Raw genomic sequence first — 26,223 nt, 5'->3', positions numbered from 1 at the left:
AATAATTTAACAAATTCAGCAGGAATAATGTTTTATACATATAATTAATCATCCTTTTTTAAAAAATTCTGACAGATATTTGGTATTTTATCTAAAATTTTAAGTGTCAATAGGCATGATGAGAAGGTCACATAATGGCTTCGTGACTTTTTCATGGTCATCCTTTATAATAGATAGACATATTGTTGCGATGAAAAAGAAGAGTACATATATTCACCATTTACAGAGAGTCTGCGGCCGGTGTGAGCAGATAATGGCATGTATGGAATGGGCTTTGGAGCAGCTAACCGAACACTTCTAAAAAGTGAGTAGGCTTAGACGGAGCAGTCTCCGTTATCAACGTCTTGAGTGATTTCTATGTGAAATAACAAGGGTGGTACCACGGTTCATTCGTCCCTTTTCTGTTGAAAAGTGATGGGTGGGCCTTTTTATATTGAAGAAAAGAGGTTTTAGTATGACAAAAAAGACAATTTTTTCAGGCATTCAGCCGAGCGGTTCAGTCACATTAGGGAACTATATTGGAGCAATGAAGCAATTTGTCGATTTGCAGCATGACTATAATGGCTATTTTTGTGTCGTCGATCAGCATGCGATTACGGTGAGTCAGGACCGATTAGCTCTCCGCCAAAATATTAGAAGCTTAGCAGCTCTTTATTTAGCTGTTGGACTTGATCCAGAGAAGGCGACATTGTTTATCCAATCAGAGGTACCTGCTCACGCCCAGGCAGGATGGATGCTGCAATGTGTTGCTTATATTGGGGAATTAGAAAGAATGACCCAATTTAAGGACAAATCCGCTGGTAAGGAAGCCGTTGTTTCAGGCCTATTAACGTATCCCCCATTAATGGCTGGCGATATTTTATTATATGGTACTGATTTAGTCCCTGTTGGAGAAGACCAAAAGCAGCATCTTGAATTGACTAGAACGCTTGCTGAACGCTTTAACCGAAAGTACAATGACATCTTCACTGTGCCTGAAGTGAAAATTCCAAAAGAAGGCGCGCGGATTATGTCTTTAGCAGATCCAACGAAAAAGATGAGCAAATCTGATCCGAACCAAAAATCCTTCATTACCTTATTGGATGAACCAAAGCAGCTTGAAAAGAAAATTAAAAGTGCTGTGACGGATTCAGAAGGCATCGTCAAGTATGACAAAGAGAACAAGCCTGGTATCGCCAACTTGCTGACGATTTATTCTGTGTTAGGTAACATATCAATTGCAGAGCTTGAACAAAAGTATGAAGGCAAAGGGTATGGTGAGTTTAAGGGAGATCTTGCGAACGTTGTCGTTGATGCTTTAAAACCAATTCAAGATCGTTACTATGAACTCATTGAATCAGACGAGCTTGACCGCATTCTAGACGAAGGTGCTGAAAAAGCAAACCGCGCAGCGAACAAAATGCTGAAAAAAATGGAGAATGCGATGGGTCTTGGCAGAAAACGCAAATAAAAAAAGCTTGCAGCACAACACGCTGCAGGCTTTTTCTAATTTACTTTTGATTCGTTTTCCATTTCCCAAAGCTTTTCGAAAAAAGGCTGTCCTTTAATCATTTTTTCACAGAAGGCTAAATGATTCTCTGACCATCCATCAATGGTTTCATTGTAAAGCATGTTCCAAATCTCTTCGAATGACATTCGTTTGATTTGGTTGTACATGCGCGGATTCCATTCCGTATACCAATACGCAATTTCCGCCCTGTTTTGGAGCCCTTTTAATTGATCGAGCGCCATAAACATCAGCTGCTTCAGCTGTCTTTCTTTTCTCGTTAATCCGCTGATATGCTGCGGCGGCAGTGATAGAATGTGATACTCCTTCGTCGATTCAAGGCTTTCCTTAGAGAATTCATATTCCTCTGCCTTCACATCTTTCACCATTTCATACACCAATTGCTCCTGCCTTGGGATCAAGCGGCTTTTTCTCACAGGTATGGAATACCCAATCGTATCTACAGCAATAATTCGAATGCCGTCTGTGACCACAAAGCAATACTCTAATTTACGGCGTTCATGATTTTTTCGAATATAGGATTTCTCAAATACAGACTCTAGCAGTGTCTTCGGCAGCTCTGAAAGATCATTCTCTATGTAATCAAACAAAGGGCTCTGCACCTTAAGTAAAGGCACTTGATCTAACAGTTCAACGCTGTCCTCCTTACGCCACTCATGAAAATGACACACATTGTAGCCATTTTCTTCCCCTTCAAACCAATTCACCCATACGTCATGAAGAAATAACATAACCAATCCCTCACTTTATAAAAACTGTTGTCCACAGTATGGGCAAGGGATAGAGAAATTATTCCAACTTTATCAAAACTACAAGCTGAGAATGATGAGCTTCATGTCTTTCTTTCGTTCAGGAAACGCAGAGCCCCTTTAAACTTTATTTCAGCTTTTTAGGATCAAGTGCATCTCTCAGCCCATCTCCTAAAAAATTAAAGCATAAAACAGTCAGCAAAATGAATAAACCTGGGAAAAGCGGGTACCACCATGCTTGCACCATAATCGAGAAATTTTGTGCATCTTGCAGCATGTTCCCCCAGCTTGCCGTTGGCGGCTGAATACCAAATCCAAGATAGCTGAGTGTTGATTCAGCTAAAATGACGGTGCCTACTTTTAATGTAGCTGACACAATAATAGGACCGATACAGTTCGGTAAAATATGCGAAAAGATGATGACATGATTTTTCGTTCCAATGGTTCTCGCCGCGAGTACGAATTCTCTTGTTCGAAGTGATAGGAATTCACTACGGATCAGTCTGGCCGTTGTTGTCCAGCCGGTCAAAGCAAAGATTAAAATCAATTTATCAATGCCCGGTTTGAAAATGGTGACAAGCGTGATCAAAAGAAAAATGTCTGGAATCGACAACACGACATCGACAAACCTCATTAACAAAGAATCAACAAACCCTTTGAAATACCCCGCGACCGCGCCAACGACAGTGCCAATGGTGATTGCACCGACCACTGAGACGAAACCAACCAATAAAGAGACCCGCGCGCCATATAGCACCCTTGAGAAAATATCGCGGCCAAACTTGTCAGTGCCCATAAAATGCTCAGCACTTGGCGGCTGGAGCCGCTTCAATAAATCTTGCTGTTCTGGTGTATATGGAGCGATCACTGGAGCGAAAATGGCTGAAAAGATAATGACCAATAAGATCACGGAGCCGGCAACCGCCAATTTATTTTTAAAAAATTTCTCACAAAATAAACGCAGCATCGTCTCTGGCTTTGGTTGAAGGCCCTCCTTTAATTTGATATCAACAGGAGGTGTTCCCATATTAGGCTGTGCCAATTGTGCTTCAGCTCCCTTCTAATATTCAATACGCGGATCAACAATCGCATATAAAATATCCGCTATTAAATTTCCAACCACCACAAGCACTGCGGAAATAACGGTCATCGCCATAATGACCGGATAATCTCTCGAAAAGGCAGAATCAATGAACAGCTTTCCAAGTCCTGGCCAGGTGAATATTTGTTCCACCACGACTGCGCCGCCAATAAAGGATGGTATCATTAATCCGAAAATCGTTATGACAGGCATAAGACCGTTTCTTAAACCATGTTTAAAAATGACTTTGTTTTCTCTAAAGCCTTTCGCTCTTGCTGTGCGAATATAATCCTGCCTCATGACATCAAGCATACTTGACCTTGTGTACCTGGTCAGCCCTGCCATGTCAGCCGTTGCTAAAACAAAGGCTGGTAAAATGATGTGATGGAGCCGGTCAAACACATTAAAATCGGCATTCAAGGTAGAGACTCCGCCAGTTGGAAACCAACCTAGGTTCACGGATAAAACCATAATAAGGATGAGACCAAACCAAAAGTTTGGAATAGCCAGTCCGATAAAAGATGTAACCGTAATGCCATAGTCAAGCTTTGTGTATGGACGTTTTGCTGAAAGAACACCAAATGGAATGGCGATCAGCAGGGCAACTAATGTAGAAAAGATCATGAGGATGAGGGTATTTGGCAGCCGGGCAAAAATCAAATCAGCCACGGGTGTTCCCTTTTTGACAATGGATGTGCCAAAGTCACCTTGAAGCATATTGCCAAGCCATTTCATATATTGCACATATTCAGGATCGTTCAAGCCGTACTTATCAATAAAGGCTTCCCGGTCTGCCGCACTAATGGTAGGGTCCATCATGAGTGACATCGGATCGCCTGGTGCTGCTTTCATAATGGCAAAGGACAAAATGGTAATCCCTAATAAAATGGGAATCGAGAGCAATGTCCTTCTAATGATATATGTAACCATATGCACAACTCCTTTTTCATCGGATCGCCATTCTGTGAAAAAAAAGGCCAAAATGATGTTATTTTAGCCCTTTGTCTGCTTTTCAGCGTGATATGAAAACCCTTGAATCCTCATGCTGATGCGGAGCGAACGAAGTGATCTTTTTAGCACCCACGCAGAGAACTGACACCGAATGCAAGGGATTGTTTTCACGGTGAAAGGGGAGAATCCCCCCCTTCTTCACTATCAGCCTACTGTTCAAGCCACCATTTTTCGATTTTGTAATATTCATCTTTCGGGTGGTAAGAGTAGCCTTGGAGATTAGATGGCATAGCACGATGTGAGTTAGCATAGTAAAGGAACGTGTACGGCTGATCCTCTGCGATCAGTTTATAAATTTTTTCATATGCCTTTGAATAATCTTTTCGATCGCTTAAGTTTTTAGCATCAACTAACAGCTTATCGACCTCTTTATTTTTATACCAGATGTTATTTAAGCCTTTTTCTGACTGGCTTGAGTGGAATATGCTGAATTGATCAGGGAATGTCGCAAGGCTCCAGCCGAGCAGCAGTGCATCATAATCCCACTTAGGCGGTGTCGTCTGCTCAATGAGTGCACTGAATTCCACAATTTGCGGCTTCGCTTCCACACCGATTTCTTTGAGCTGCTGCTGGACAACGACAGCGATATCTTCACGAACTTTATTTCCTTGGTTGGTCTTTATGACAAAGGAGAATTTCTTGCCATCTTTATCAAGATAGCCGTCTCCATCTGTATCCTCCCAGCCCTCTTCTTTCAGCATCTTTTTCGCTTTTTCTTGATCAAATTCAAACACTGGCACACTTTCATCCTTTGGATAGTTCCAGGACAGCGGACTTTCTGGAATGTTGGCTACTTTGCCGTCTCCATCTAGCACTTGGTCAACAATCGTTTGACGATCAATAGCATGTGTCAGCGCTTGGCGGACCTTTTTACTTTTAAAGAGTTCATTTTTCTGGTTCCAGCCAATGTATGAATAATTGAGTCCTAGATCAGATTCAATTTTAATGTTGCTCACTTTTTCAGCTGTTTGCAGCTCGGAGCCTGGTACAGCAAAGAAATCAATATCTCCTGCTGACAGCTGGGCAATCGCTGCATTCTGATCAGGAATGGTTTTAATTGTGACAGTATCAAGGTAAGGACGTCCATCCCAATAATCGTCAAAGGCTTCTAGTTTGACGTAGTCTCCTTCTTTCCATTCTGCAAATTTAAATGGACCAGAACCGATTGGTTTTTTTCGGTTAAATTCGTTTTCACCGAGATCTTTTATAGGCACATCACCTAAAATATGCTTAGGTAAAATACCATAGCTTCCTAGTGTGACATTATAAAAATAAGGATCTTTTTTATTGAGCTTGAATTCGATCGAGTAGTCCCCTGTCTTTTTAACAGACTCTAAAACTTCAAAGCCTGATCCGCGCTCCCCGTTGTAATCCTTATTGATTGGAATGCTGTATGTAAACACAACATCATCAGCAGTCAGTTCTTCACCATCATGAAACTTCACACCTTTTTTAATGGTGACATCAAACTGCTTGCCGTCATCAGATTCTTTAATATCCTCTGCCAGCGATAGCTGAGGGTTGAGCTTTCCGTCTGTTTGAAGTAAGAAGCTGTAGATTCTTTCCTCAATATCAGAGCTTGCCACATCTGTAGAATACAGCGAGTTAAATAATGTTGGCTCTGCAATTGAACCGATGACAAGATCGCCGCCTTGTACAGGTTTACCTGTGGATTTCTTTCCACTATCTCCAGACGTTTTATTTCCACCAGAACAAGCAGCAAGGATTAATGTAAAAATCAGCAGTAAACTGATCAAAATGGACTTTCTATTTCTAACTTTCATAGACAATTCCCCCTATTCTTTTTTAAAAATAATGACCGAATCCTGTTTCATCCCCCCTCTCAAAGATGAGATCATACAAGCTTGATCAAGCGTTGTAGAGGTGGCAGGCAACAAAGTGGTTCGTTTTTAATTCCTGAAATGCTGGTACTTTTTCTTTACAGATTTCTTTCGCGTGCGGGCATCTTGTGTGAAATACGCAGCCTTTTGGCGGATTTGCAGGATTCGGCAAATCGCCTTGGAGCATAATGCGTTCTCTTTTCGTCTGCCCTTTTTTACGGGTGACAGGAACGGAAGAAAGCAGAGCCTGTGTATACGGATGGAGCGGGTCATCGTACAGACTATGCTTATCAGCAAGCTCCATCATTTTGCCGAGATACATGACACCGACTCTATCGCTAATATGCCTGACCACACTTAAATCGTGAGAGATAAATAGATAGGTAAGGTCAAATTCCTCCTGAAGCTCCTCCATCAGATTAATAACCTGCGCCTGAATGGATACATCAAGTGCTGATACAGGCTCATCTGCGATGATCATGTCGGGATTCATGGCAAGGGCACGAGCGATGCCGATTCGCTGCCTCTGCCCGCCTGAAAATTCATGGGGATAGCGGTTCGCAAAGCTTGGATGAAGACCTACCTTTGATAAAAGCTGTTCTACTTTTTCATTTCTTTCTTTTAAGGAATATAAGTGATGTGTTTTGTAGGGTTCTTTGATGATGCTTCGAAGTGTTTTTCTAGGGTTGAGTGATGCAAAGGGATCTTGAAAAACCATTTGGATGTTTTTTCGTGTAGATTGTCTTAGCTTTGATTCTGATACGCGCGTGATGTCTTGCCCTTTAAAAAAGATTTGACCGTCAGTTGGTTCGTATAGGCGAATCATTGTCCGGCCTAGTGTGGATTTCCCGCATCCTGACTCCCCGACAATACCTAACGTTTCACCTTTATAAATCTTCAAGTCTATGCCGTCAACAGCTTTCACTGCACCGACTTTCTTTTGAAAGACGCCCGCTTTAATCGGAAAATGTTTTCGAATCTGTTTCAGTTCAAGGATCGTTTCTTTCTCTGGTAAGTCTGTTATTTGTGTTTGATTTTGAGCAAGTGTCATGTGTTGTCTGCCTCCTCATATAAGAAACATCTAACGCTTCTGCCATTTTCAAATGTTCTCAGCTTAGGCAGTTCTCCCAGGCAGCGTTCCTTCACTTGCGGACATCTAGGAGCAAAGCGGCAGCCGGCTGGAAGCTGATCTGGCGCAGGAACATTCCCTTTGATGGCTGTTAACGGCTGTATGTCTCCGTCAATGACAGGAATCGATTCAAGAAGCCCTTCTGTGTAAGGATGAAGCGGCTGTTCAAACAACTCTTCGACAGTCCCATTTTCAACAACCTGTCCGCAGTACATGACAATCACTCGATCTGCAACTTCAGACACGACACCTAAATCATGTGTGATCAGAAGAATAGATGTACCAAAGGTAGAGCATAAATCTTTCATTAAAGTGAGTACCTGTGCTTGAATGGTCACATCCAGGGCAGTTGTCGGTTCATCTGCAATGAGAAGCTTCGGATCACAGCTTAGCGCTATGGCAATCATCACTCTTTGCCGCATGCCGCCTGATAAACGATGCGGATAATCTTTCATGATTTGCTCCGGGCGGGAAAAACCAACAAGCTTCAGCAGATCAACCGCTTTTTTGACCGCTTCTTTTTTTGAAAGTTTTTTGTGATAGATGAGGATCTCTGTTATTTGTTCTCCGATGGTTAAGACGGGATTAAGTGAGGTCATGGGTTCCTGAAAGATCATAGATACATCATTACCGCGGATGCTGCATAATTCCTTTTCACTATATGTAACAAGGTCCTTTCCATCAAGTTTGATGGAACCGTCCATAATTTTCCCACCCGTTCCATGAATCAGACCCATAATGGATAAGGACGTAATGCTTTTGCCAGACCCAGACTCACCGACTAATGCGACAGTTTCTCCTCTGTTGATGCTGAAATCAACGCCATCCACAGCAGGTATCGGTTCCTTTTTTCGAAAAAAATAGGTTTTTAAGTTTTGCACTTCAAGCAGCGTGCTCATTCATTCGCCCCTTTCTCCTTAGATCAATAGAATCGGACCTGAATATTCTGTATTTTAAAAATAAAAAGAATTATTTGTATATTATTACATCGTTATGACGAAATCAAGAAGTATTTAGTAAATTTGTAATATGTCTCTTTTTATGTGAATTATTCACTTTGTGATTCTATTGCCTTTAAAAAGGTTTCTGCTGGCTCTGCAATCATAGATTCCTCGCTGATTCGGTGCTCATTGAAATATTTTTTCACGATATAAAACCCGGTAGCGTAACCAAGCATTTTAGGGTAGTTCCCTTTTCCATAAAGAAGATTCTGTATCAGCCTTTCGTCGTCCTGGACTCTTTGATCAAGATGACTGGATACCCATTTCTTGTACATACGCTGAAGCTGTTCTTCGCTATAGAAGGTGGTCCATTTCGCTGTATAGTTTTCTCCATATCTATGATACACAGCATATTCAGCAAGCCCCTCCATCATGATTGTATCGAGGAATGTAAAGTCTTTTTCTTCTTTTGAGAGAAAATGCAGCCTGCATACATGGTGATATTCGTGAGTCAGCAATGTACCGATTCGCTCCTTCGGGGTATTTGGAGACAAAAAAAGAAAGACCTTGTCATCAAATGCCATGCCGGATTGATAATAAAATTGCTCTCTGATTTCTCTGCTGCTCTCGTTGACAGGTAAAATAAACACGGGAATGTCGGGACCTTTCCACTGCTTTTGAAGCGTTTGATATTCTTTCATGACAAGCTTGAAGTACCCTTTTTCCTTGAGCCTGTCGATCATGTTTTTGCACGAGCTCCAAGACCGAACCATCCCGTGATGCTGCAGGTGAGCGAGGATAGACGACCATTCTTTTTCCTCGGCCCCTTTAAAATAAGGAACAAAGCGCGCTGCAAGCTCCTGAAATGATGATGATTGATGAATGAGATATTGTGTATTGATCAGACCCATACCGCTGAACACCTCCATTTTCATCATATGCAAAAAAGCGGCGATCTGTTTATCGACCGCCGCTTTCTCAGAAAGTATTACGCTTCGTATTTTTTGAAAATAATTGTCGCATTATGCCCGCCAAAACCAAGTGAGTTACTTAAAGCCACTTGTACTTCTTTTGAACGTGCTTCATTTGCTACATAATCAAGATCACATTCTTCATCCGGTGTTTCAAGATTAATGGTTGGAGGAAGGACGCTGTCTTTAATCGCAAGAACAGAGAAAATGGCTTCTACTCCGCCTGCTGCGCCAAGTAAGTGACCTGTCATTGATTTTGTCGAACTGATCGCAAGCTGGTTCGCATGCTCTCCGAACACTTCTTTAATCGCCATTGTTTCAAATTTATCATTGTAAGGTGTGCTTGTACCGTGGGCATTGATATAATCAATATCTTCCACAGACAACCCTGCATCTCGAATCGCTTCTTTCATTGCACGGACGCCGCCTTCTCCATTTGGAGCTGGTGCTGTTATATGGTAGGCATCTCCAGTTGAACCATAACCAACGATTTCTGCATAAATGGTCGCACCACGTTTTAAGGCATGCTCAAGTTCTTCAAGAACAATAATCCCTGCACCCTCACCCATGACAAATCCGTCACGGTTTTTGTCGAACGGACGGCTTGCTGTCTTTGGATCAGGATTTGTCGAAAGGGCTTTGTTCGCACAGAAACCTGCAAACGACATTTTTGTTAATGGCGCTTCTGTTCCGCCTGTGATCATCGCATCTGCATCGCCGCGCTGAATAACTTTAAATGCATCACCAATTGAGTTTGTTCCTGTTGCACATGCTGTCACTGTACAAGAGTTAACCCCTTTTGCGCCAAGTGCAATAGAAATTTGGCCTGTCGCCATATCAGGAATCATCATTGGGACGAAGAATGGACTGACACGTCTTGCCCCTTTATTTGAATACACTTCGAACTGCTCTTCAAATGTTTCAAGTCCGCCAATACCAGACCCAACCCATACACCAACACGCGGTGCGATTTCATCTGTGATTTCAAGACGTGAATCTTCCAGCGCCTTTTGAGCAGCAACGACTGCATATTGCGTGAAGCGTGCCATTTTTCGCGCTTCTTTTTTCTCCATGTAATCTTCAATGTTAAAATCTTTTAGTTCTGCCGCTACTTTTGCGGTATATTCACTTGAATCGACACGTGTAATCGGTCCAACCCCTGATACACCCGCTAAAGCATTTTTCCATGTTGACTCTACATCGTTGCCAAGTGGTGTCAAAGCACCTAATCCTGTAACAACTACTCGTTTTTTATCCATTAATTTGTGCACCCCACTCTTTTATCGGCCCCATCGCATAGCGATTGCGCCCCAAGTTAATCCGCCACCAAAACCAACCATTACAATCACATCGCCGTCATGAATTTTTCCGGCTTCGATTTCTTCACATAGTGAAATTGGAATGGATGCTGCTGATGTGTTTCCATATTTATGGACAGTCTTCGACATTTTTTCAACTGGAAGCTCTAAGCGTTCGCGTGCTGCTTCCATAATGCGAATATTTGCTTGATGCGGGATCAAGAAATCAACGTCTTCTTTTGATAGTCCAGCTTTTTCAATGACATTTACACTTGACTCGCCCATTTGTCTTACAGCAAATTTAAATACTTCTCGTCCATTCATGATTGTATGATCTTTTTCATCTAAGTACAAGTGCTTCCCGCCGCTTCCATCTGCTCCAAGTTCAAATGATAGAATTCCTTTACCTTCGCTGACTTCTCCCAGCACAGCAGCTCCAGCTCCATCTCCAAACAAAACAGCTGTATTGCGGTCATCCCAGTCGGTAATGCGAGAAAGCTTTTCAACACCGACGACAAGCACGTGTTTGTAAGTTCCTGATTCGATAAATTGTTTTCCAGTAACAAGCCCATACATAAAGCCAGCACACGCAGCGCTAATATCCATTGCACATGCTTTATGTGCACCGAGCTGCTCTTGAATCATACAAGCAACTGTCGGAAATGCTTGATCTGGCGTGACTGTCGCCACAAGAATCATATCGATATCTTCTGCAGCCACATCTGCGTCAGCTAATGCTTTTTTTGCAGCAGCAAGCGCCATATGAGATGTATTGACATCATCAGATGCAATTCTTCTTTCTTCTATACCTGTTCTAGTACGAATCCACTCGTCAGAAGTTTCAACCATTTTTTCTAAATCATGATTTGTTAATACTTTTTCAGGTATATAGCGGCCAAGGCCAATAATTCCAGCATTCATTGAATAAGACTCCTTTTACTCATACGAGCATGTGATATTGTGATCTTATATTAGTATCTGGTACTAATTTTACCTTATTTTTTTCTTCTTGGCAATACAAACGTCTAACCTTTCCTCTCACTTTTTTCATAGATTAATGATATATACCAATAGTAGAAAGGAACATGTGATATGGCGCAAAAAGATATTTTCTCAGCAATGATGTTTGGACAGCCGCTTGAAAAGGAGAAAAGCAAGACAGAGGCAAAGGAGGAACGTGCGGAGACATCTTCAAGTGAGGACTCAATTGACTACATGCATGTCATGAATCAAATTGGGAACATTATGAACTCCATCGATGAACTGAAGCCTGTGTTTAAAGATGTTGGTCCTATGATTAGTGCCTTCAAGAAAAAATTATCATAAAAAAAGCCACTATTCTGTGGCTTTTTCTGATTCTGCATCTGCTTTTCCAAGCTCATATGCTTCTTGCATGACAGATGTAAATAATGTTAGAAGCGGCTGAAGTGCTTCAGGCTCAAGCTGAATCCCTGCTTTATCTAACTCTTCCTTCGCCTGTGGAAAATACTTCATGGCAATTTGTAAAAATTCCATCGATCTTTCGTGCTGCATGTCGTCGTCTCCTCACTTTTCATTTGGCAGTTTACCTGTTTTTTTGTATGACACAATATCACTTTCAATGTCTTTCACAAAAGCGTCGTCAATGGTGGAACTAAATTTCCCCATCTCGACCACTCCTTCTTTAAAATCAAAGGAGTACTCATTTTGTTCATTTAGCTTGCCTTCATTAAACTTCTTTGCAATGATACTGTACGCTTTATCAACATGCTGTACAGTGCTCGTTAAAACTGTATGGCTGCCGAGGTTGGATTGATCGGTGACGTATCCGATCGCTGATAAATTATCGGCTTTGATTTGTTCAATGACAGGGATATTATAACCATCGCCTGCTGGATACACAACATCAACACCCTGCTTTTTTAATTTTTGATAGAGCTCCACCGCTTTGTCAGCATCATCCCAGTTTTCGACAAACTCTGCTAATACTTGTACATGTTCATCTTGATATTTTGCTCCTTTGATAAAGCCGTCTACTTCACTTTGCCAATCATATGTAGCAAGAATCCCAATCTTTTTTGTTTTTGACATATGTGCAGCTGTCATGCCTCCGAAAAAGCCCATCGCTTCACCTTTAAACGTCACGTTTGTGACATTGCCCGCCTGAGGCTTGTTTCCATTGACCGTAATAAATTGTATGTTTGGATAATCTTCACTGATCAAGTTAAAAATTTCACTGTATTCATTGCCATGGCCAATAATCAAATTGACTCCTTTTTTATGGAATTCTTCAATGGCATCAACGATTTTCTCCTTGTCAACCATTCCTTCCTTATAATAAACATCTACACCAAATGTTGATTGGATATTTAATAAGCCTTTATAACCTTTCGTTCCCCAAACTTGATCATTGATCGTATCGGGGACGAGTAAACCCACCTTCTCAATTTTTCCTTTTAAAGGCGCCTGCGAGCAGGCAGATAATAGAAGAAGGAACGAAAAGATCATGACAAGCCGCTGGTACTTCATGCCATGTTCAACTCCCTTTTGCAACATGCAGTGATGAACCTGTATGTTAAATATAGGTTTATTTTATACTGAAAAAAGATAAGATGGAAGATCATTCTTGCTTTTTGTCGAAAAATGTTGAGTTTTGTCTTTTCCATTCTGCAATCATGTCTTCTGCTTGTTTGTCATCTGTTTGCCTTTCTACCTTCAATTCATACGTCATGTCCTGTCTTTGACCTGTGCCCGATGCCCATTGTAACAATTCCTTTGCCACATCTTCTACAAAAAGTGAATCTGCACGCTTTGTTCGATCTTCATTGAGTGACCATTGTCCGAACATGCGAGGAAGAATAACTGCCGGCACATTCTGTTTCGCTGATTCGTTTTCAGGTTTTTCATAAAGTATCCGGTACATGCCATGCTCCGCTTTGATGTCTTCCTGCCTGTTATGCGGTTCCTCTGATTGAATAAAAATGAGGTCATACGTGTCTTTGCTATCCTGAAGGTCAATGACACGAACGAGATCATTTCTGCCCAGCCACATCATCCGCTCTTCTAATAGTCCCTTTTGTTCTTCTTTAAGATCATGAGGACGCGTGATATCCACTTGAATGCCCTCTTTCATCATATATTCACAAAGTGTCAGGCCAAAAAACTCATCTGCCCCTATGATCAGTCCTGTTTCCATGTTCATGTCCCCTTTTTTAATATCGAATAAAAAGAAGAGCCCTTTCTATGAAGGGCTGTTATCATCCTATTCATCACAATTCTCTTTCATGCGATTTATAAAACTTGTGAATGGATTGAAAGATTCTTCTCGGATGATCAAACATATGCAGAGTGAGATCGACCTGACAATGTTCTGGATTTTTCATATGCTGATCAATAAAAGGCTTTGCGTGAAGTTCATATGCATAAGGTGCGCCGTTTAGCCTTTGCCATATATGAATCGGTACATGAGCAGAATGAACAGGACAAGAAGGCAGTGGATACGTTTCAGCTTCCTTTTCAGAACAGCCATAGCTCTCTGCTAACTCTTTGAGCAGCTGCTTATAAAAGAATTTGTGTTCCTTTTCTCTTTCTCGTTGTGCATCCAGATTCAGACATGGATTCACCAGCGCAATGGACCTTAGTACTTCAGGCATCTCCTCAGCAAGGCTCATGGCAACAAGTGCACCCATTCCCTCTGCGAGCACATGAATTTCCCGGTTTAATATTTCTTGTTTTAGTGTGTGATGCACGAGCTGCTTGGCACTAAAAACAGCATCTTCGCATCCCCAGTGATTCCCATGAAGATGACTATTAAACAATGTATATCCTTCATCCTTTAAGGCAGTTAAAAGCTGGTTTCTTCCATAATGCTGAAGCCAGAATGATGTATTTTCCTGCACAAAGTGATTTCGGTCACCGAGGATTAGAATGCCAAAGCCATTTGGTTTTTGAGGAAGGTGAATGATGTTCCACTGGGAACCAAGCTGGAAAAAACGTTCGCTTACACCCATATGGCCAGCCTCCTTTCAGTGATTCTGCTTTCTATGATATGAACAACAACTCTTGTAGGAATAAGGAAATCCCCTAAAGACAGAAGAATTCTTTTTATTTTTATAGCAGAAGGTCTCAAAATGGTCACATAAAGGCGGAAAACAGTCTTTTCCCTTCACTTGCATCTATGGTATGATAATCAATAGATTGTTACATAAAGGACGGTGGGATTATGCATTATATTATCACCCTCATTTGGACTTTTCTGCTGACACATATGGCTGGTTACATCGTTGCCTCTATGAATGGAGCTGCTTATGATTTTACGCTCACTTCCATTCTTGCAGTTGTGTTTACGGTTATTTTATTCATCTTTGCTGAAGTAAGTCCAATGAAAGAAACGGAAAGTTCAACAAAACATTCTTAATATGACTTGTGAAAAAGAGCTAAATTGATGTTTAGTTCTTTTTTCTTTTTTTTAGATTGATTGCGGCACGCTAAAACCCCCTGCCTAAACATACAGGGGGTTTTTATTGTTTATACCTCGACGGTTTCGGACTTCTGTTTGTCTTGAGTCAAATGGCTTTTCGCAAGCCCTGTAAACAGGAAGATCGCGATACCTGATAAAATTTCAAGGATTCCTCCGCCAGCAATGACAGGTCCCGCTCCAAATCTTTCTGCCAGGACGCCTGATACGACAGCTGCAAGCGGTAGGAAGACATTTGATGAGGCATTGATCACAGCATATACTTGCGGCTGATCCTCTTGGTCAACAGATGTTTGAATAATGACCATTTCCGGCACATTGATCGCACTGACAGCAGCTCCGAAAATAAAGGAAGCAAGCAGAACAACCGGCAGCCATGTACTCATCCCTGTCATAAAGAATGCAGCTCCTTCAATCATGCCAGCGACAATAAAGAACAAACCAAATCTCTTAATTTTCACCTTTGCCAGAGCAAAGCCCATCATAAACGCGCCAACTGCGGCAACGCCTCTTAAAATGGAATACACCATGGAGTCGCTTTGCAGCGCTTCTGCTACGTATACCGCTGACAGTGCCTGCCACGGAGCTGCTGCGACATTCATTAAGATACAATACAGCGTGAGCGCAAATAAAATGTGATGGTTTTTGACAACGAGAAAACCTCTTTTTAAGTTATACAAATATGTATTCTTCGCTTGTTTAATGCCCGCTGCTTTTTCTTCATCGGTTTTCTTTAGTTTGACCCCGATAATAAACAGACCAGAAATCACAAATAAAGCAGTGGTGATCAGCAGAGTATCTGCAGGTCCAATTAATTTAACCAAAAGACCTGCCACCATGACTGCTGCAAGTGCAACAATCTCAAAAGAAGATTGCAGGATTGCATTTGCTTTTTGAATGAGATGCTTTGGAACAATCTGCGGTAAGATCGCCACCGAAGCTGGATTATAAGCTGCACCTGTTGCCGATTGAATAACCATTAATGAAATCAATAACCATAGAGGCAATAGATGCGAAAAGTGCAGAAGTGGAATAATGAGTACAATTGTTGCTCGAACAACATCTGAAGCGAACATCCATTTAGACAAATGGTGCTTTTTCATAAGAGGTCCTAATATTGGGGCTAACAATGATGAAGGGAGAACAGTTACTGCTAGAAGAAGTCCTGTACCGAGCGCTCCATCCCCTCTTAAAATTAATAGCCAAAGGACGGATGTAAAAGCAAAACTTTCCCCTGTGTTTTTTATGAGTCTTGATATGAATAATGAGGTGAAGCGTTTATTCCAAACACTTTCACTGAGATTCATCTTTTCCATCACACAAATCCTTTCAACAATATATTACATATTTTACCTTAAGTTCTCTTTTTTTCATACTATTTATTTGAAAATTTGAACTTAATTGTTTTTTATTATAAAGAAAAAAGAGGCATGACACATGCCTCTAAAGTCTTATTCATGCTGACTCTTAGTCAATTGCTTACGGCTTTCTTTGGTAGGTCCAAACACGATTATGGTTCGAGTTATCAGGAAAGACGTCGCCTGCTTTAAGCTTAATCTTTAAAGGATCTTTCACCATACTTCCAGTTTCGCCGATCTCGATATACACACCATTATTCGGTGCTTTATTCCCTGATTTAAACTGATGCTGCTGACCCATTTTCATCCTCCTTTCTCGATTGATGTTATTATGTCCCGTCCCTTGCCTCTCCAATCCTTTATGCAAAAAGTCCCTGCTCATACGAGTCAGGGACACTTGGATTTATTTGGATGGTTGATACATAAGTTCTTTCATTAACGCTTTTTGCACATGCAGGCGGTTTTCTGCCTGTTGAAATACTTTTGATTGCGGCCCGTCAATAATATCTGCCGTCACTTCTTCCCCGCGATGTGCCGGGAGACAATGAAGGAAAATATAGTCCTTTGCTGCATGACTCATCAGTTCGTCATTGACTTGATATTCTTTAAATTCAGCAAGACGTTTCTCTGTTTCTGCTTCCTGCCCCATGCTTGTAAACACATCTGAATAAATAACATCTGCATCTTTTACAGCTGCAACAGGATCTGTTGTCACGGTCACTTCTGCGCCTGATTGTTTTGCAAACTCAAGGGCAGTGTCTGTTACTTCTTGAAGTGGTTCATAGCCTTTTGGTGATGCAACCGCAATGTCACAGCCTAGCTGCGCACAGCCGACCATCAAGGAGTGCGCCACGTTATTTCCGTCACCGATATAGGCCACTTTGATTCCTTTTAAAGTACCTTTTGTTTCTTTAATGGTTAATAAATCAGCAAGCGCCTGACATGGATGTGAGTAGTCGGTTAATCCATTAATGACTGGAATAGACGCGTATTGTGCAAGCTCTTCAACCTTCTCATGTTCGAAGGTTCGAATCATAATACCGTCGACATAACCAGACAGCACCTGCGCTGTATCACTGATGGTTTCTCCTCTGCCAATTTGCAAATCATTTGAGCTGAGAAAGAGCGCATGTCCTCCTAGCTGCGTCATCCCCGCTTCAAACGAGACACGGGTTCTAGTTGAAGATTTTTCAAAGATCATCGCTAACGTTTTTCCTTTGAATAAATCTTGATATGGGTTTTGTTTCATTTCTTCCGCTTTTTCAATTAAATAAGCAATCTCATGGATTGAGAAATCTTTTAATGATAAAAAGTCTTTTCCGTATAATGCCGGTTGCACGTCGACTTGACTCATGCCGTCACTTCCTTTTTATATAATTCATGGAGTGATACTGGTGATACATCTCCATTTTTCCCTTGCAGGAATGCTTGAACTGTTTCATATTCGGTTAGGACTTGAACGCCGTGTGTGAGTGCTTTTACACGCTGCTCTTTTGCCTCTTCATCTTCTCCTAAATGAATATGAAGGGATTTATCTTCATTCTGTAGCCAAGATTCAAAGCTGCCAGTCCAGACGTCAAAGCCTGCATGCTTCGCTTCATCTATCAATTGATCGCTGCCTTGTATAAAGAGGCTTCCTTTTTGCTTCCAGATCGGCGCAAACACTTTTTTCAAGGCGCTTTCGGGGTTCTTGCCTACACACATTCCTTCTCCTGTCGCTTTCATTTCAGGTGTCAGCTTGAGGTCGATATCTTGAATGGCATGGGATGAGAACACTGGGAATTTGACCGCTGTCCCCCCTTTGTTTTTCGTTGCAGGGTTTAGTTCTTCAAGCGATGCACCAGCTAATAATTGAGTGGCCATTGGGATCATATCAATGCCCATTACCTTACTGACGACTGGTACAGTCCGGCTTGCCCGCGGATTCACTTCTAATACAAGCGCCTGATCACCTTTGATGACAAATTGGATATTCATAATGCCCTTGAACGCTAATTTCTTCGCTATTTGTTCAGACGCGGTATGCACCTGCTGTTTGATGTCTTCACTGATTGAGATACTTGGTAAAATGGCAAAGCTGTCACCTGAGTGCACGCCCGCTTTCTCAATATGTTCTACGATGGTTGGAATGAACGCCTTTTTTCCGTCAGAAATAAGATCGACTTCAATTTCTTTTCCAGTGACGTACTCATCAATTAAGATTGGGTATGGCAAATGATCTGGCTGATCAAGCAGTGACGCTAAATGTGCTTCTGACTGAACAACGATCATTCCCATTCCGCCAATGACATACGATGGGCGAATTAATACAGGGTAACCGATGCTTTTCGCATGTACGAGTGCTTCTTCTTTTGAATGAGCCGTATCTCCTTTTGCGTGAGGAAGATTCAGTTCATCAAGAAGCTGATAGAATAAATCACGGTCTTCAAGTGCATCCAGCGTATCAAAGGACGTACCTAACAACGTGACACCGGCTTTTTCCAACCCTTCTGCGACGTTAATCGCAGTCTGTCCGCCAAATTGGACAATGACAAAATCAATCTGTTCTGCTTCCACAACGTTTAGGATGTGCTCTAATGTAATCGGCTCAAAATATAAACGATCTGCAATCTCATAATCAGTACTGACTGTTTCTGGATTGTTGTTCATCATGATGGTTTCAAATCCAAGCTTTTGCAAGGTCAGAACGCCATGAACAGCGCTATAATCAAATTCGACCCCCTGCCCGATTCGAATCGGACCAGAGCCAATGATGAGTGCACGCTGCTTTGTTTTTTCTTGATGCTCACCATCGCTTTTGCCGAAGTAGGTGGAATAGAAGTAATTCGTTTTTGCATCAAATTCCGCCGCACATGTGTCAACAATTTTAAATGAAGCAGCAATGCCGTATTCTTGACGAAGCTGCCTGATTGACTCTTCCGTGTGACCCGTAAGAAGAGCAATCGTTTCATCAAGGAAACCCTTTTCCTTTACCTTTTTCAAGGTATCTTTTGATAGCGTCCCCTTATGATCTTTCAATTCTTGTTCGAGCGTAATCATATTTTTAAACACATGTAAGAAGAATCGATCAATTTTCGTCGTTTGATGAATCGTTTCAACCGTTTCTTGTCTTGAAAGAAGCTCCATAACAGCGAAAAACCGGCGATCGTCTGGTGTTTTGATGAGTTCAAATAATTGTTCTGTCGATTGCTCTTTCAGTTCTGGCAGGTGGAAGCCCTTCGTTTTAATTTCAAGTGATGCAACTGCTTTTTGAATGGCTGACTCTAAATTCCGATCAATCGCCATGACTTCGCCAGTGGCCTTCATTTTTGTGCCTAATTGACGGTCTGCCTGTTTAAATTTATCAAATGGCCAGCGCGGGAATTTCACGACAACATAATCGAGTGCCGGCTCAAAACTAGCATAGGTTGTACCTGTAAGCGGGTTTTTCAATTCGTCTAGCGTATAACCCACCGCAAGCTTAGCTGCCATTTTCGCAATCGGATAGCCTGTTGCTTTTGATGCAAGAGCAGAAGAACGGCTGACCCGAGGATTCACCTCAATGACAAAGTATTCTTTACTGAGTGGATCAAGGGCAAATTGGATGTTGCAGCCGCCGACTACATCCAGCGCTGAAATGATTTTCAGGCTTGCAGAACGGAGCATTTGGTAATCCTGATCCGTTAATGTTTGGGAAGGTGCAACGACAATCGAGTCTCCTGTATGCACACCAACTGGATCGATATTTTCCATGTTGCATACCGTGATACACGTATTTTGACGGTCTCTCATGACCTCATATTCGACTTCTTTAAAGCCAGCTATGCTTTTTTCAACTAAACACTGGTGAATTGGACTCGCTAAAAGAGCTCCTTCAATGAGCGGCTTAAACGCCTCTTCTGTTAGAGCGATTCCGCCGCCTTTACCGCCAAGTGTGTATGCTGGTCTTAGGATGACTGGGAAGCCGACTTCTTTTGCAAATTGAAGAGCATCTTCCGCATTATCCACAATTTCACTATCTGGCACAGGTTCGTTCAAATGCTTCATGAGAGCACGGAATTTCTCTCGATCTTCACCGTTTTCAATGGTTTCAACTGACGTTCCGAGCAGAGTCACCCCATGCTTTTTCAGCACACCGGCTTTTTCCAGCTCGACAGCAAGGTTTAAAGCCGTCTGTCCGCCAAGGTTGGCTAAAAGACCATCTGGTTTTTCCTTTTCAATGATTCTTGTCACTGAATCAACTGAAAGCGGTTCAAAATAGATTTCATCAGCAAATGACTCGTCTGTCATAATGGTTGCTGGGTTATTATTCACTAAGATGACTTTGTAGCCTTCTTCTTTTAAGGCCATACATCCTTGTGTTCCTGAGTAATCAAATTCTGCTGCCTGACCAATGATGATTGGACCAGACCCGATGACTAGAATGGTTTGTATGCTTTGATCTTTAGGCATGTGCGACTTCTCTCCTTGCTTGTTTCACTTTCTCAATAAAATCATCGAATACCCATTCACTTTCAGCAGGCCCTGGGTGTGCTTCTGGATGAAATTGAACTGACATAATCAGCTTTTCTTTATGAATGAATCCTTCTACAGATCCATCATTGACATGAAGGAATTTCACATCCACTTCTTTGTCATTCATGCTTTTTTCATTCACAACATAGCTATGGTTCTGACTTGTCATAAAGACACGTTTGGATTCTGTATCCTGGACAGGATGATTCGCTCCCCTGTGGCCAAATGGCAGCTTATACGTATCTCCGCCAAGTGCAAGAGCGATTAATTGGTGACCTAGGCAGATCCCAAGTGTCGGAAATGACATCATGATGTCATGAATTGATTTTAAATACGGTGTCATGGTTTTCGGGTCTCCAGGTCCGTTTGACAGCAGGATCGCATCCGGATTGATCTCAAATACCTTTTCCATTTGTTTATATGGAATGACGGTTACTTTACAGCCGCGCGCTGCAAGCGAATCTGCAATTGATTTTTTAAATCCAAAATCAATGAGCGCCACATGCTCCTCACCGCTGCCTTGTGTGTAGATCTCGCTATCTGTCACCTGTGCGACGACATTGTCTTGTTTCATTGCAGGCGGTGTTTCGTTTTCGTCTACACTGAGCACAGCGTTCATCGTTCCATTTGCCCGGATGTTTTGCACAACTGCGCGTGTATCTGTATGTGTCAGAAGCGGGATATTCCACTTTTGTAAATAATCTTTTAAGCTGACCGCTGCAAGATGATGTGAAAAATGTTCTGCTGCCTCGTACACAACTACCGCTTTTACTTGAGGCTTCTTGCTCTCAAAGTCTTCATGGTTAATGCCGTAATTTCCGATCAGCGGATATGTGAAAACAATGATCTGACCTTTATAGGAAGGATCTGTGAGCACCTCTTGATAACCTGTCATACCTGTAAAAAAGACCACTTCACCTGTGATGCCAGCTTCTCCTGTCAGATTTCCTTCAAAAGAGGCTCCATCTTCTAAATTTAAATAACCTTTCATGCTTATGTCACCCCAAAAATTGAATAATTAATGATATAAATGCATTTTTATACGTTCGTTTGTAAAAAAATTTACACCGAAACTGTTTTATTGGCTAATACTTGAACAATTGCTTCGATCGCTTGATCCAGCTCTGCTTTCTTCACATTCAGCGGAGGTAATAAACGAATGACATTCGGACCAGCTGGAAGCACCAGCAGCCCTTGTTCTCTAAGAGCTGTGATATAGCCGGCGACTGGCTGATCACATTCAATACCTGCCATCAATCCTTTTCCCCGCACTTCTTTTACGATATTCAGCTGTTTGACATTTTGCAGCTTTTCTAACAGGTAATCACCCTTTTCTTTCACTTCTGAAAGAAACTCTTCTTTGAAAATGACATCGAGTGTCGCATTCACAGCGGCCATGGCGAGCATATTCCCACCAAATGTTGTACCATGTGAACCTGGAGAGAATGCATCTCCTAGAGCTTTTTTCCCTATGACTGCACCAACTGGAAAGCCGTTTCCTAATCCTTTTGCTGCTGAGATAATATCAGGCTCAAGACACGTCTCTTCGTACGCAAATGCTGTTCCTGTACGACCGATGCCCGTTTGAATTTCATCTACAATGAGCAGTGCTTCATGCTTTTTGCAAAATGCTTGAACGGCTTCAAGAAACTCTGGTGTCGCTGGATTCACTCCACCTTCACCTTGCACAACCTCCAGCATCACCGCTGCCACATCATCGACTGCACAGGCTGACATAGCGTCTGGATCATTAAACGGTACGTAGTGAAAGCCTTCTAGCATAGGGCCAAAGCCAGTTTTGATTTTATCTTGACCTGTGGCAGCCATACCAGCATACGTGCGCCCATGGAAAGAGTGCAAAAATGTGACGATATTTGTTTTCCCTGTCGCTTTACGTGCTAATTTAATGGCACCTTCATTTGCCTCTGCCCCGCTATTGCAGAAAAACACGAGATCCCCTGAACTGTTTGCTGCCAGCTTTTCTGCTGCTTTTTCTTGCAGTCCATTTTCAAATAGATTCGATACATGCCAGACGTGGTCAAGCTGTTCCTTAATGGCTTGATTGACCTTTGGGTGATTGTGGCCTAAATTTGTAACGGCAATGCCTTGTATAAAGTCTAAATATTTTTTTCCATTTGTATCGATTGCCCAAGAACCTGCTGCCTCTTTAATTTCAACATTCCACCGTCCATAGTTTTGAAAAAGATGACTCACAGGACCGCCTCCTTTTGTTTCACGATTCTTGTTCCTTTAAAGGTTTCCCCTGTAAAGATACTGCCTTTGCCATTTACGATCATCACTTCATCTACATCACCTGATAAAGCACTCAAAGCGGATTGTACTTTTGGAATCATTCCCCCGGAAATAATGCCTTCATCAATGAGTGAAAGGGCTTCTTGTTCTGTGACGACATCTAATAGTTCACCATTTTTTAAAATGCCTTCAACATCTGTGACAAACATGAGCTTATCAGCTTTCATAGCTCCGGCGACAGCTGATGCAGCTAAATCAGCATTCACATTTAAGGTTTGGCATTCTTCCGTCATAGACAGCGGCGCAATCACAGGAATGAATTGTTTCTCCATGAGTGCTTCTGCCATTTCTGGATGAACTTCTTTGATTTCACCAACGTACCCGTAAACGTCTTGATCAAGGAAATCGGCGACAAGCATCTGCCCATCTTTACCGGATACGCCGACAGATGATATATCATGCTTTGCGAGCTCTGACACAAAGTATTTATTGACTGTTCCTGAGAGAACCATTTCGGCTACCTCTAACACAGGCTTCGTTGTTTTACGCTGACCGTCAACAAATTCTGTTTTCACTTCTAATTTTTGCAGCATGTCGGTGATTTCAGGTCCTCCGCCATGCACGATAGCCAGCTTAAATCCAGCAGCTTGAAGTGAGCGGACATTTTCATAAAAGGTATCTGAAAGTTCTCGAATGACACTGCCTCCACACTTGAACACGATCGTTTTATTCATGTCTATCTCCTTCTTTATGTGCGATAGCTCGCGTTAATTTTCACATAATCATAGGTAAGATCACAGCCCCATGCTGCTGCTTCACCATTCCCCTCACTCATTTGAATGAAAATCGTAATCTCATCCTGCTCTAGATATGCTTTTGCTTCCTCTTCTGAGAATGGCTGCGGTTCATTGTGTTTGAATAAACATTGTCCGCCTAAATAGACTTCTACCTCTTCCGGTGTAACGGAAGCTGCGCTATGACCAATGGCTCCAACGATTCGGCCCCAGTTGGCATCTGTACCATATACAGCAGTTTTAACAAGACTTGAACCAACGATTTTTTTCGCAATGATGCCGGCTTCCAAGTTATTTTTAGCACCAGTGACTTTCGCTTCAATTAATTTGGTTGCGCCTTCTCCATCTCTCGCAATCTCTTTGGCTAAATCCTCACAAGCTAGTTTTAATCCTTCTTTAAACAATGGCCATTCTGGATGCTCTTCATTGAGTGCATTGTTTTCTGCCATGCCATTTGCCATCACGAGCACCATATCGTTTGTCGAAGTTTCTCCATCAACGGTAATTTGATTAAAAGTCACATCCGTAATGTCACGAAGCGCTTGCTGTAAGGCTTCCTGTTCGACATTTGCATCTGTTGTAACAAAGCCAAGCATTGTCGCCATGTTCGGGTGAATCATGCCAGAGCCTTTTGCTGCGCCTGAAATGATGATCTCTTTTCCGTCTATCGTAAGGGTGTATGCTGTATTTTTAATGACAGTATCTGTCGTTAAGATCGCTTCTTCAAAATGGCCTTTTTCGGCTTTTGCTTCTTTTAACTCGGCGATGCCCTTTTTGATTTTATCCATCTCCAGACATTCCCCAATGACACCTGTAGAAGAAACAGCAATATAATCAGGTGCTACACCTAACATATCTGCACAGGCTGCCTGCATGTCGTATGCGTCTTTTAATCCCTGCTCACCAGTACATGCATTGGCGATGGCACTATTGACAATGACACCTTTTAATTGTCCTGTCTTTTTTAAGCTTTGTTGTGTGACTTTGAGAGGCGCAGCTTGAAAGTGACTTTGTGTATAGACCGCTGCACTTGCTGCTGGTACTTCGCTGACGATGAGGCCAAGGTCTTTTTTTGAATAACGCAAGCCAATGTGAATCCCCTTTGCTTCAAAGCCTTTTGGTGATGATACGTCACCGTCTATTTTGACAATGCTTTTTTCATTCAATTCGATCATGTTTGTTGTCTCCCCTGTTCTCTTATGGATAAAGAGGTGTCATTGTGAGGCCCGCCTCTTCATGTAAGCCTTTGATGATGTTGAAGTTTTGAACCGCTTGACCGGCCGCACCTTTCATGAGATTGTCTATGACCGACACGATTGTCAGTCTTCCTGTTCGCTCATCTAAATGAAAGCCAATATCACAGAAGTTACTGCCGTATACTTCTTTCGTTTGTGGATAAACGCCGTGATCTCTCACTCTGACAAAATAGGAATCTTCATAAAAGTCTTTCATTCGCTTCATCAATTCTTCTTTTGTGACATCTGTTTTTAATTGTGTATACATCGTCGCCATAATCCCTCTTGTCATCGGGACAAGATGCGTAGAAAATGTGACGTTCGCCGTCTGCGGATTCCATTCTCTTAATATTTGCTCTATTTCCGGCGTATGCTGATGCTCATTCACCTTATAAATTTTAAAGTTATCGTTTAGTTCTGAAAAATGCGTGCCAAGTGAGGCAGATCGTCCGGCACCGGACACCCCTGTTTTTGCATCTATTATAATCATGGATTCATCGATGACATTCTGTTTGATGAGCGGTGCTAAACCGAGAAGAACTGCGGTAGGAAAGCAGCCCGGATTGGCAATCACTTCAGCCTGTTGAATTTTGTCACGATTCAGTTCGGATAAACCGTACACCGCTTGTTGAACAGATGCTGCATCCGCTGCCCTTCGTTTATACCAAGCTTCATAGGTTGCTCCATCTTGAATGCGCAAATCACCTGATAAATCAATGATCGGCACTCCTTGATTCATAAGCTTTGGCGTCAGTTCACTTGATACGCCTGCTGGTGTCGCTAAAAACACAGCATCTGTCTCTTGCACAATGGCAACCGGGTCAATAGCTTTTAATATTTGGTCAGTCATAGTTGTTAGATGCGGATAAGATTGAGTGTATGATTGCCCATCACCACTTGATGAATACAATATACATTCCTCCACATGCGGGTGATGCTTGAAGATACGAACCAATTCCGCACCACCGTACCCTGTAGCACCTATAATACCTATTTTCAACGTCAATACACCCTCTTGATCTTTGTGAAATTATTTAACATTATAACATGTATAAAAATTAATTCAATTGTATATTTAATATTTGTTTTCATTTTTTTTCAACAA

25 protein-coding genes and 1 other annotated feature are annotated in these 26,223 nt (G+C 42.0%); of the genes, 3 read left to right on the top strand and 22 right to left on the bottom strand.

Annotated features, from left to right (window positions below; genetic code table 11):
• Positions 1–181 precede the first annotated feature (181 nt).
• Positions 182–401 (top strand) — a binding site (T-box leader).
• A gap of 53 nt (positions 402–454) precedes the next feature.
• Positions 455–1,450: a tryptophan--tRNA ligase gene (gene trpS, locus BAE31_RS15260; protein ID WP_048238480.1), complete on the top strand. Its 996-nt coding sequence runs from the start codon at positions 455–457 to the stop codon at positions 1,448–1,450.
• 35 nt (positions 1,451–1,485) lie between these two features.
• On the opposite strand, the gene BAE31_RS15255 is transcribed toward trpS, so the two are convergent.
• From BAE31_RS15255 to BAE31_RS15215, 9 genes are all read right to left on the bottom strand, one after another.
• On the bottom strand, positions 1,486–2,238 hold the full coding sequence (locus BAE31_RS15255; RefSeq protein ID WP_048238479.1) for a YjbA family protein: 753 nt from the start codon (positions 2,236–2,238) through the stop codon (positions 1,486–1,488).
• A gap of 145 nt (positions 2,239–2,383) precedes the next feature.
• Positions 2,384–3,283 carry an oligopeptide ABC transporter permease gene (gene opp4C, locus BAE31_RS15250; protein ID WP_139336399.1) on the bottom strand — a complete coding sequence of 300 codons (900 nt, stop codon included), beginning with the start codon at positions 3,281–3,283 and terminating at the stop codon, positions 2,384–2,386.
• 33 nt (positions 3,284–3,316) lie between these two features.
• Positions 3,317–4,267 (bottom strand): ABC transporter permease, encoded by a 951-nt coding sequence (locus BAE31_RS15245; protein WP_034621771.1) that lies wholly within the window; start codon positions 4,265–4,267, stop codon positions 3,317–3,319.
• A 230-nt stretch (positions 4,268–4,497) separates the two neighbouring features.
• Entirely contained in the window at positions 4,498–6,132 is a 1,635-nt protein-coding gene (locus BAE31_RS15240) for a peptide-binding protein (RefSeq protein ID WP_076840860.1), read from the bottom strand.
• An 85-nt stretch (positions 6,133–6,217) separates the two neighbouring features.
• Positions 6,218–7,240: an ABC transporter ATP-binding protein gene (locus tag BAE31_RS15235; RefSeq protein ID WP_076840859.1), complete on the bottom strand. Its 1,023-nt coding sequence runs from the start codon at positions 7,238–7,240 to the stop codon at positions 6,218–6,220.
• Positions 7,237–8,217, bottom strand: a complete 981-nt coding sequence (locus BAE31_RS15230; protein WP_076840858.1) for an ABC transporter ATP-binding protein — start codon at positions 8,215–8,217, stop codon at positions 7,237–7,239. The genes BAE31_RS15235 and BAE31_RS15230 overlap by 4 nt, the downstream gene beginning before the upstream one ends.
• Positions 8,218–8,366: 149 nt before the next feature.
• Positions 8,367–9,170 (bottom strand): DUF2268 domain-containing putative Zn-dependent protease, encoded by an 804-nt coding sequence (locus tag BAE31_RS15225; protein ID WP_076840857.1) that lies wholly within the window; start codon positions 9,168–9,170, stop codon positions 8,367–8,369.
• A 77-nt stretch (positions 9,171–9,247) separates the two neighbouring features.
• Positions 9,248–10,489, bottom strand: coding sequence for a beta-ketoacyl-ACP synthase II (gene fabF, locus BAE31_RS15220; RefSeq protein WP_034282078.1), 1,242 nt, complete (start codon positions 10,487–10,489; stop codon positions 9,248–9,250).
• Between the two features lie 21 nt (positions 10,490–10,510).
• Positions 10,511–11,449 (bottom strand): beta-ketoacyl-ACP synthase III, encoded by a 939-nt coding sequence (locus BAE31_RS15215; RefSeq protein WP_024425052.1) that lies wholly within the window; start codon positions 11,447–11,449, stop codon positions 10,511–10,513.
• Positions 11,450–11,620: 171 nt separating this feature from the next.
• On the opposite strand from BAE31_RS15215, the gene BAE31_RS15210 reads away from it, so the two are divergent.
• Entirely contained in the window at positions 11,621–11,854 is a 234-nt protein-coding gene (locus tag BAE31_RS15210) for a hypothetical protein (RefSeq protein WP_024426489.1), read from the top strand.
• Positions 11,855–11,863: 9 nt separating this feature from the next.
• On the opposite strand, the gene BAE31_RS15205 is transcribed toward BAE31_RS15210, so the two are convergent.
• The 4 genes from BAE31_RS15205 to BAE31_RS15190 form a co-directional block, all read right to left on the bottom strand.
• Positions 11,864–12,061 carry a ComZ family protein gene (locus tag BAE31_RS15205; RefSeq protein ID WP_076840856.1) on the bottom strand — a complete coding sequence of 66 codons (198 nt, stop codon included), beginning with the start codon at positions 12,059–12,061 and terminating at the stop codon, positions 11,864–11,866.
• Between the two features lie 12 nt (positions 12,062–12,073).
• On the bottom strand, positions 12,074–13,036 hold the full coding sequence (locus BAE31_RS15200) for a BMP family ABC transporter substrate-binding protein (protein ID WP_076840855.1): 963 nt from the start codon (positions 13,034–13,036) through the stop codon (positions 12,074–12,076).
• A 91-nt stretch (positions 13,037–13,127) separates the two neighbouring features.
• Positions 13,128–13,703 carry a nad binding enzyme gene (locus BAE31_RS15195; protein ID WP_076840854.1) on the bottom strand — a complete coding sequence of 192 codons (576 nt, stop codon included), beginning with the start codon at positions 13,701–13,703 and terminating at the stop codon, positions 13,128–13,130.
• A 73-nt stretch (positions 13,704–13,776) separates the two neighbouring features.
• A complete protein-coding gene (locus tag BAE31_RS15190) occupies positions 13,777–14,517 on the bottom strand; it encodes an alpha/beta fold hydrolase (protein ID WP_076840853.1) in 741 nt (246 codons plus the stop codon).
• 212 nt (positions 14,518–14,729) lie between these two features.
• Between BAE31_RS15190 and BAE31_RS15185 the strand changes: the two genes are divergently transcribed.
• On the top strand, positions 14,730–14,924 hold the full coding sequence (locus tag BAE31_RS15185; protein WP_003211779.1) for a YjzD family protein: 195 nt from the start codon (positions 14,730–14,732) through the stop codon (positions 14,922–14,924).
• Between the two features lie 110 nt (positions 14,925–15,034).
• On the opposite strand, the gene BAE31_RS15180 is transcribed toward BAE31_RS15185, so the two are convergent.
• The 9 genes from BAE31_RS15180 to argC form a co-directional block, all read right to left on the bottom strand.
• A complete protein-coding gene (locus tag BAE31_RS15180; protein ID WP_041117120.1) occupies positions 15,035–16,300 on the bottom strand; it encodes an MFS transporter in 1,266 nt (421 codons plus the stop codon).
• A gap of 163 nt (positions 16,301–16,463) precedes the next feature.
• Positions 16,464–16,643 carry a YjzC family protein gene (locus tag BAE31_RS15175; RefSeq protein WP_008348517.1) on the bottom strand — a complete coding sequence of 60 codons (180 nt, stop codon included), beginning with the start codon at positions 16,641–16,643 and terminating at the stop codon, positions 16,464–16,466.
• 102 nt (positions 16,644–16,745) lie between these two features.
• The gene (gene argF / locus BAE31_RS15170; RefSeq protein ID WP_076840852.1) at positions 16,746–17,696 is read right to left on the bottom strand and encodes an ornithine carbamoyltransferase; all 951 of its coding nucleotides are present in this window, start codon (positions 17,694–17,696) and stop codon (positions 16,746–16,748) included.
• Entirely contained in the window at positions 17,693–20,773 is a 3,081-nt protein-coding gene (locus BAE31_RS15165; protein WP_076840851.1) for a carbamoyl phosphate synthase large subunit, read from the bottom strand. Before BAE31_RS15165 ends, argF begins: the two co-directional genes overlap by 4 nt.
• Positions 20,766–21,827, bottom strand: a complete 1,062-nt coding sequence (locus tag BAE31_RS15160; RefSeq protein ID WP_076840850.1) for a carbamoyl phosphate synthase small subunit — start codon at positions 21,825–21,827, stop codon at positions 20,766–20,768. Before BAE31_RS15160 ends, BAE31_RS15165 begins: the two co-directional genes overlap by 8 nt.
• A 71-nt stretch (positions 21,828–21,898) precedes the next feature.
• Complete coding sequence (locus BAE31_RS15155; RefSeq protein ID WP_076840849.1) at positions 21,899–23,050, bottom strand: acetylornithine transaminase; 1,152 nt, start codon at positions 23,048–23,050, stop codon at positions 21,899–21,901.
• Entirely contained in the window at positions 23,047–23,823 is a 777-nt protein-coding gene (gene argB / locus BAE31_RS15150; RefSeq protein WP_025093396.1) for an acetylglutamate kinase, read from the bottom strand. Before argB ends, BAE31_RS15155 begins: the two co-directional genes overlap by 4 nt.
• Positions 23,824–23,837: 14 nt before the next feature.
• Entirely contained in the window at positions 23,838–25,058 is a 1,221-nt protein-coding gene (gene argJ / locus BAE31_RS15145; protein WP_076840848.1) for a bifunctional ornithine acetyltransferase/N-acetylglutamate synthase, read from the bottom strand.
• Positions 25,059–25,080: 22 nt separating this feature from the next.
• Positions 25,081–26,118, bottom strand: coding sequence for an N-acetyl-gamma-glutamyl-phosphate reductase (gene argC / locus BAE31_RS15140; protein WP_076840847.1), 1,038 nt, complete (start codon positions 26,116–26,118; stop codon positions 25,081–25,083).
• Positions 26,119–26,223: the final 105 nt, after the last annotated feature.

Source organism: Bacillus sp. I-2, from assembly GCF_001974945.1.
Classification (GTDB): domain Bacteria; phylum Bacillota; class Bacilli; order Bacillales; family Bacillaceae; genus Bacillus; species Bacillus safensis.
The sequence above is the reverse complement of the archived record's forward strand: the minus strand, read 5'-3'. Positions and strand labels throughout refer to the sequence as shown.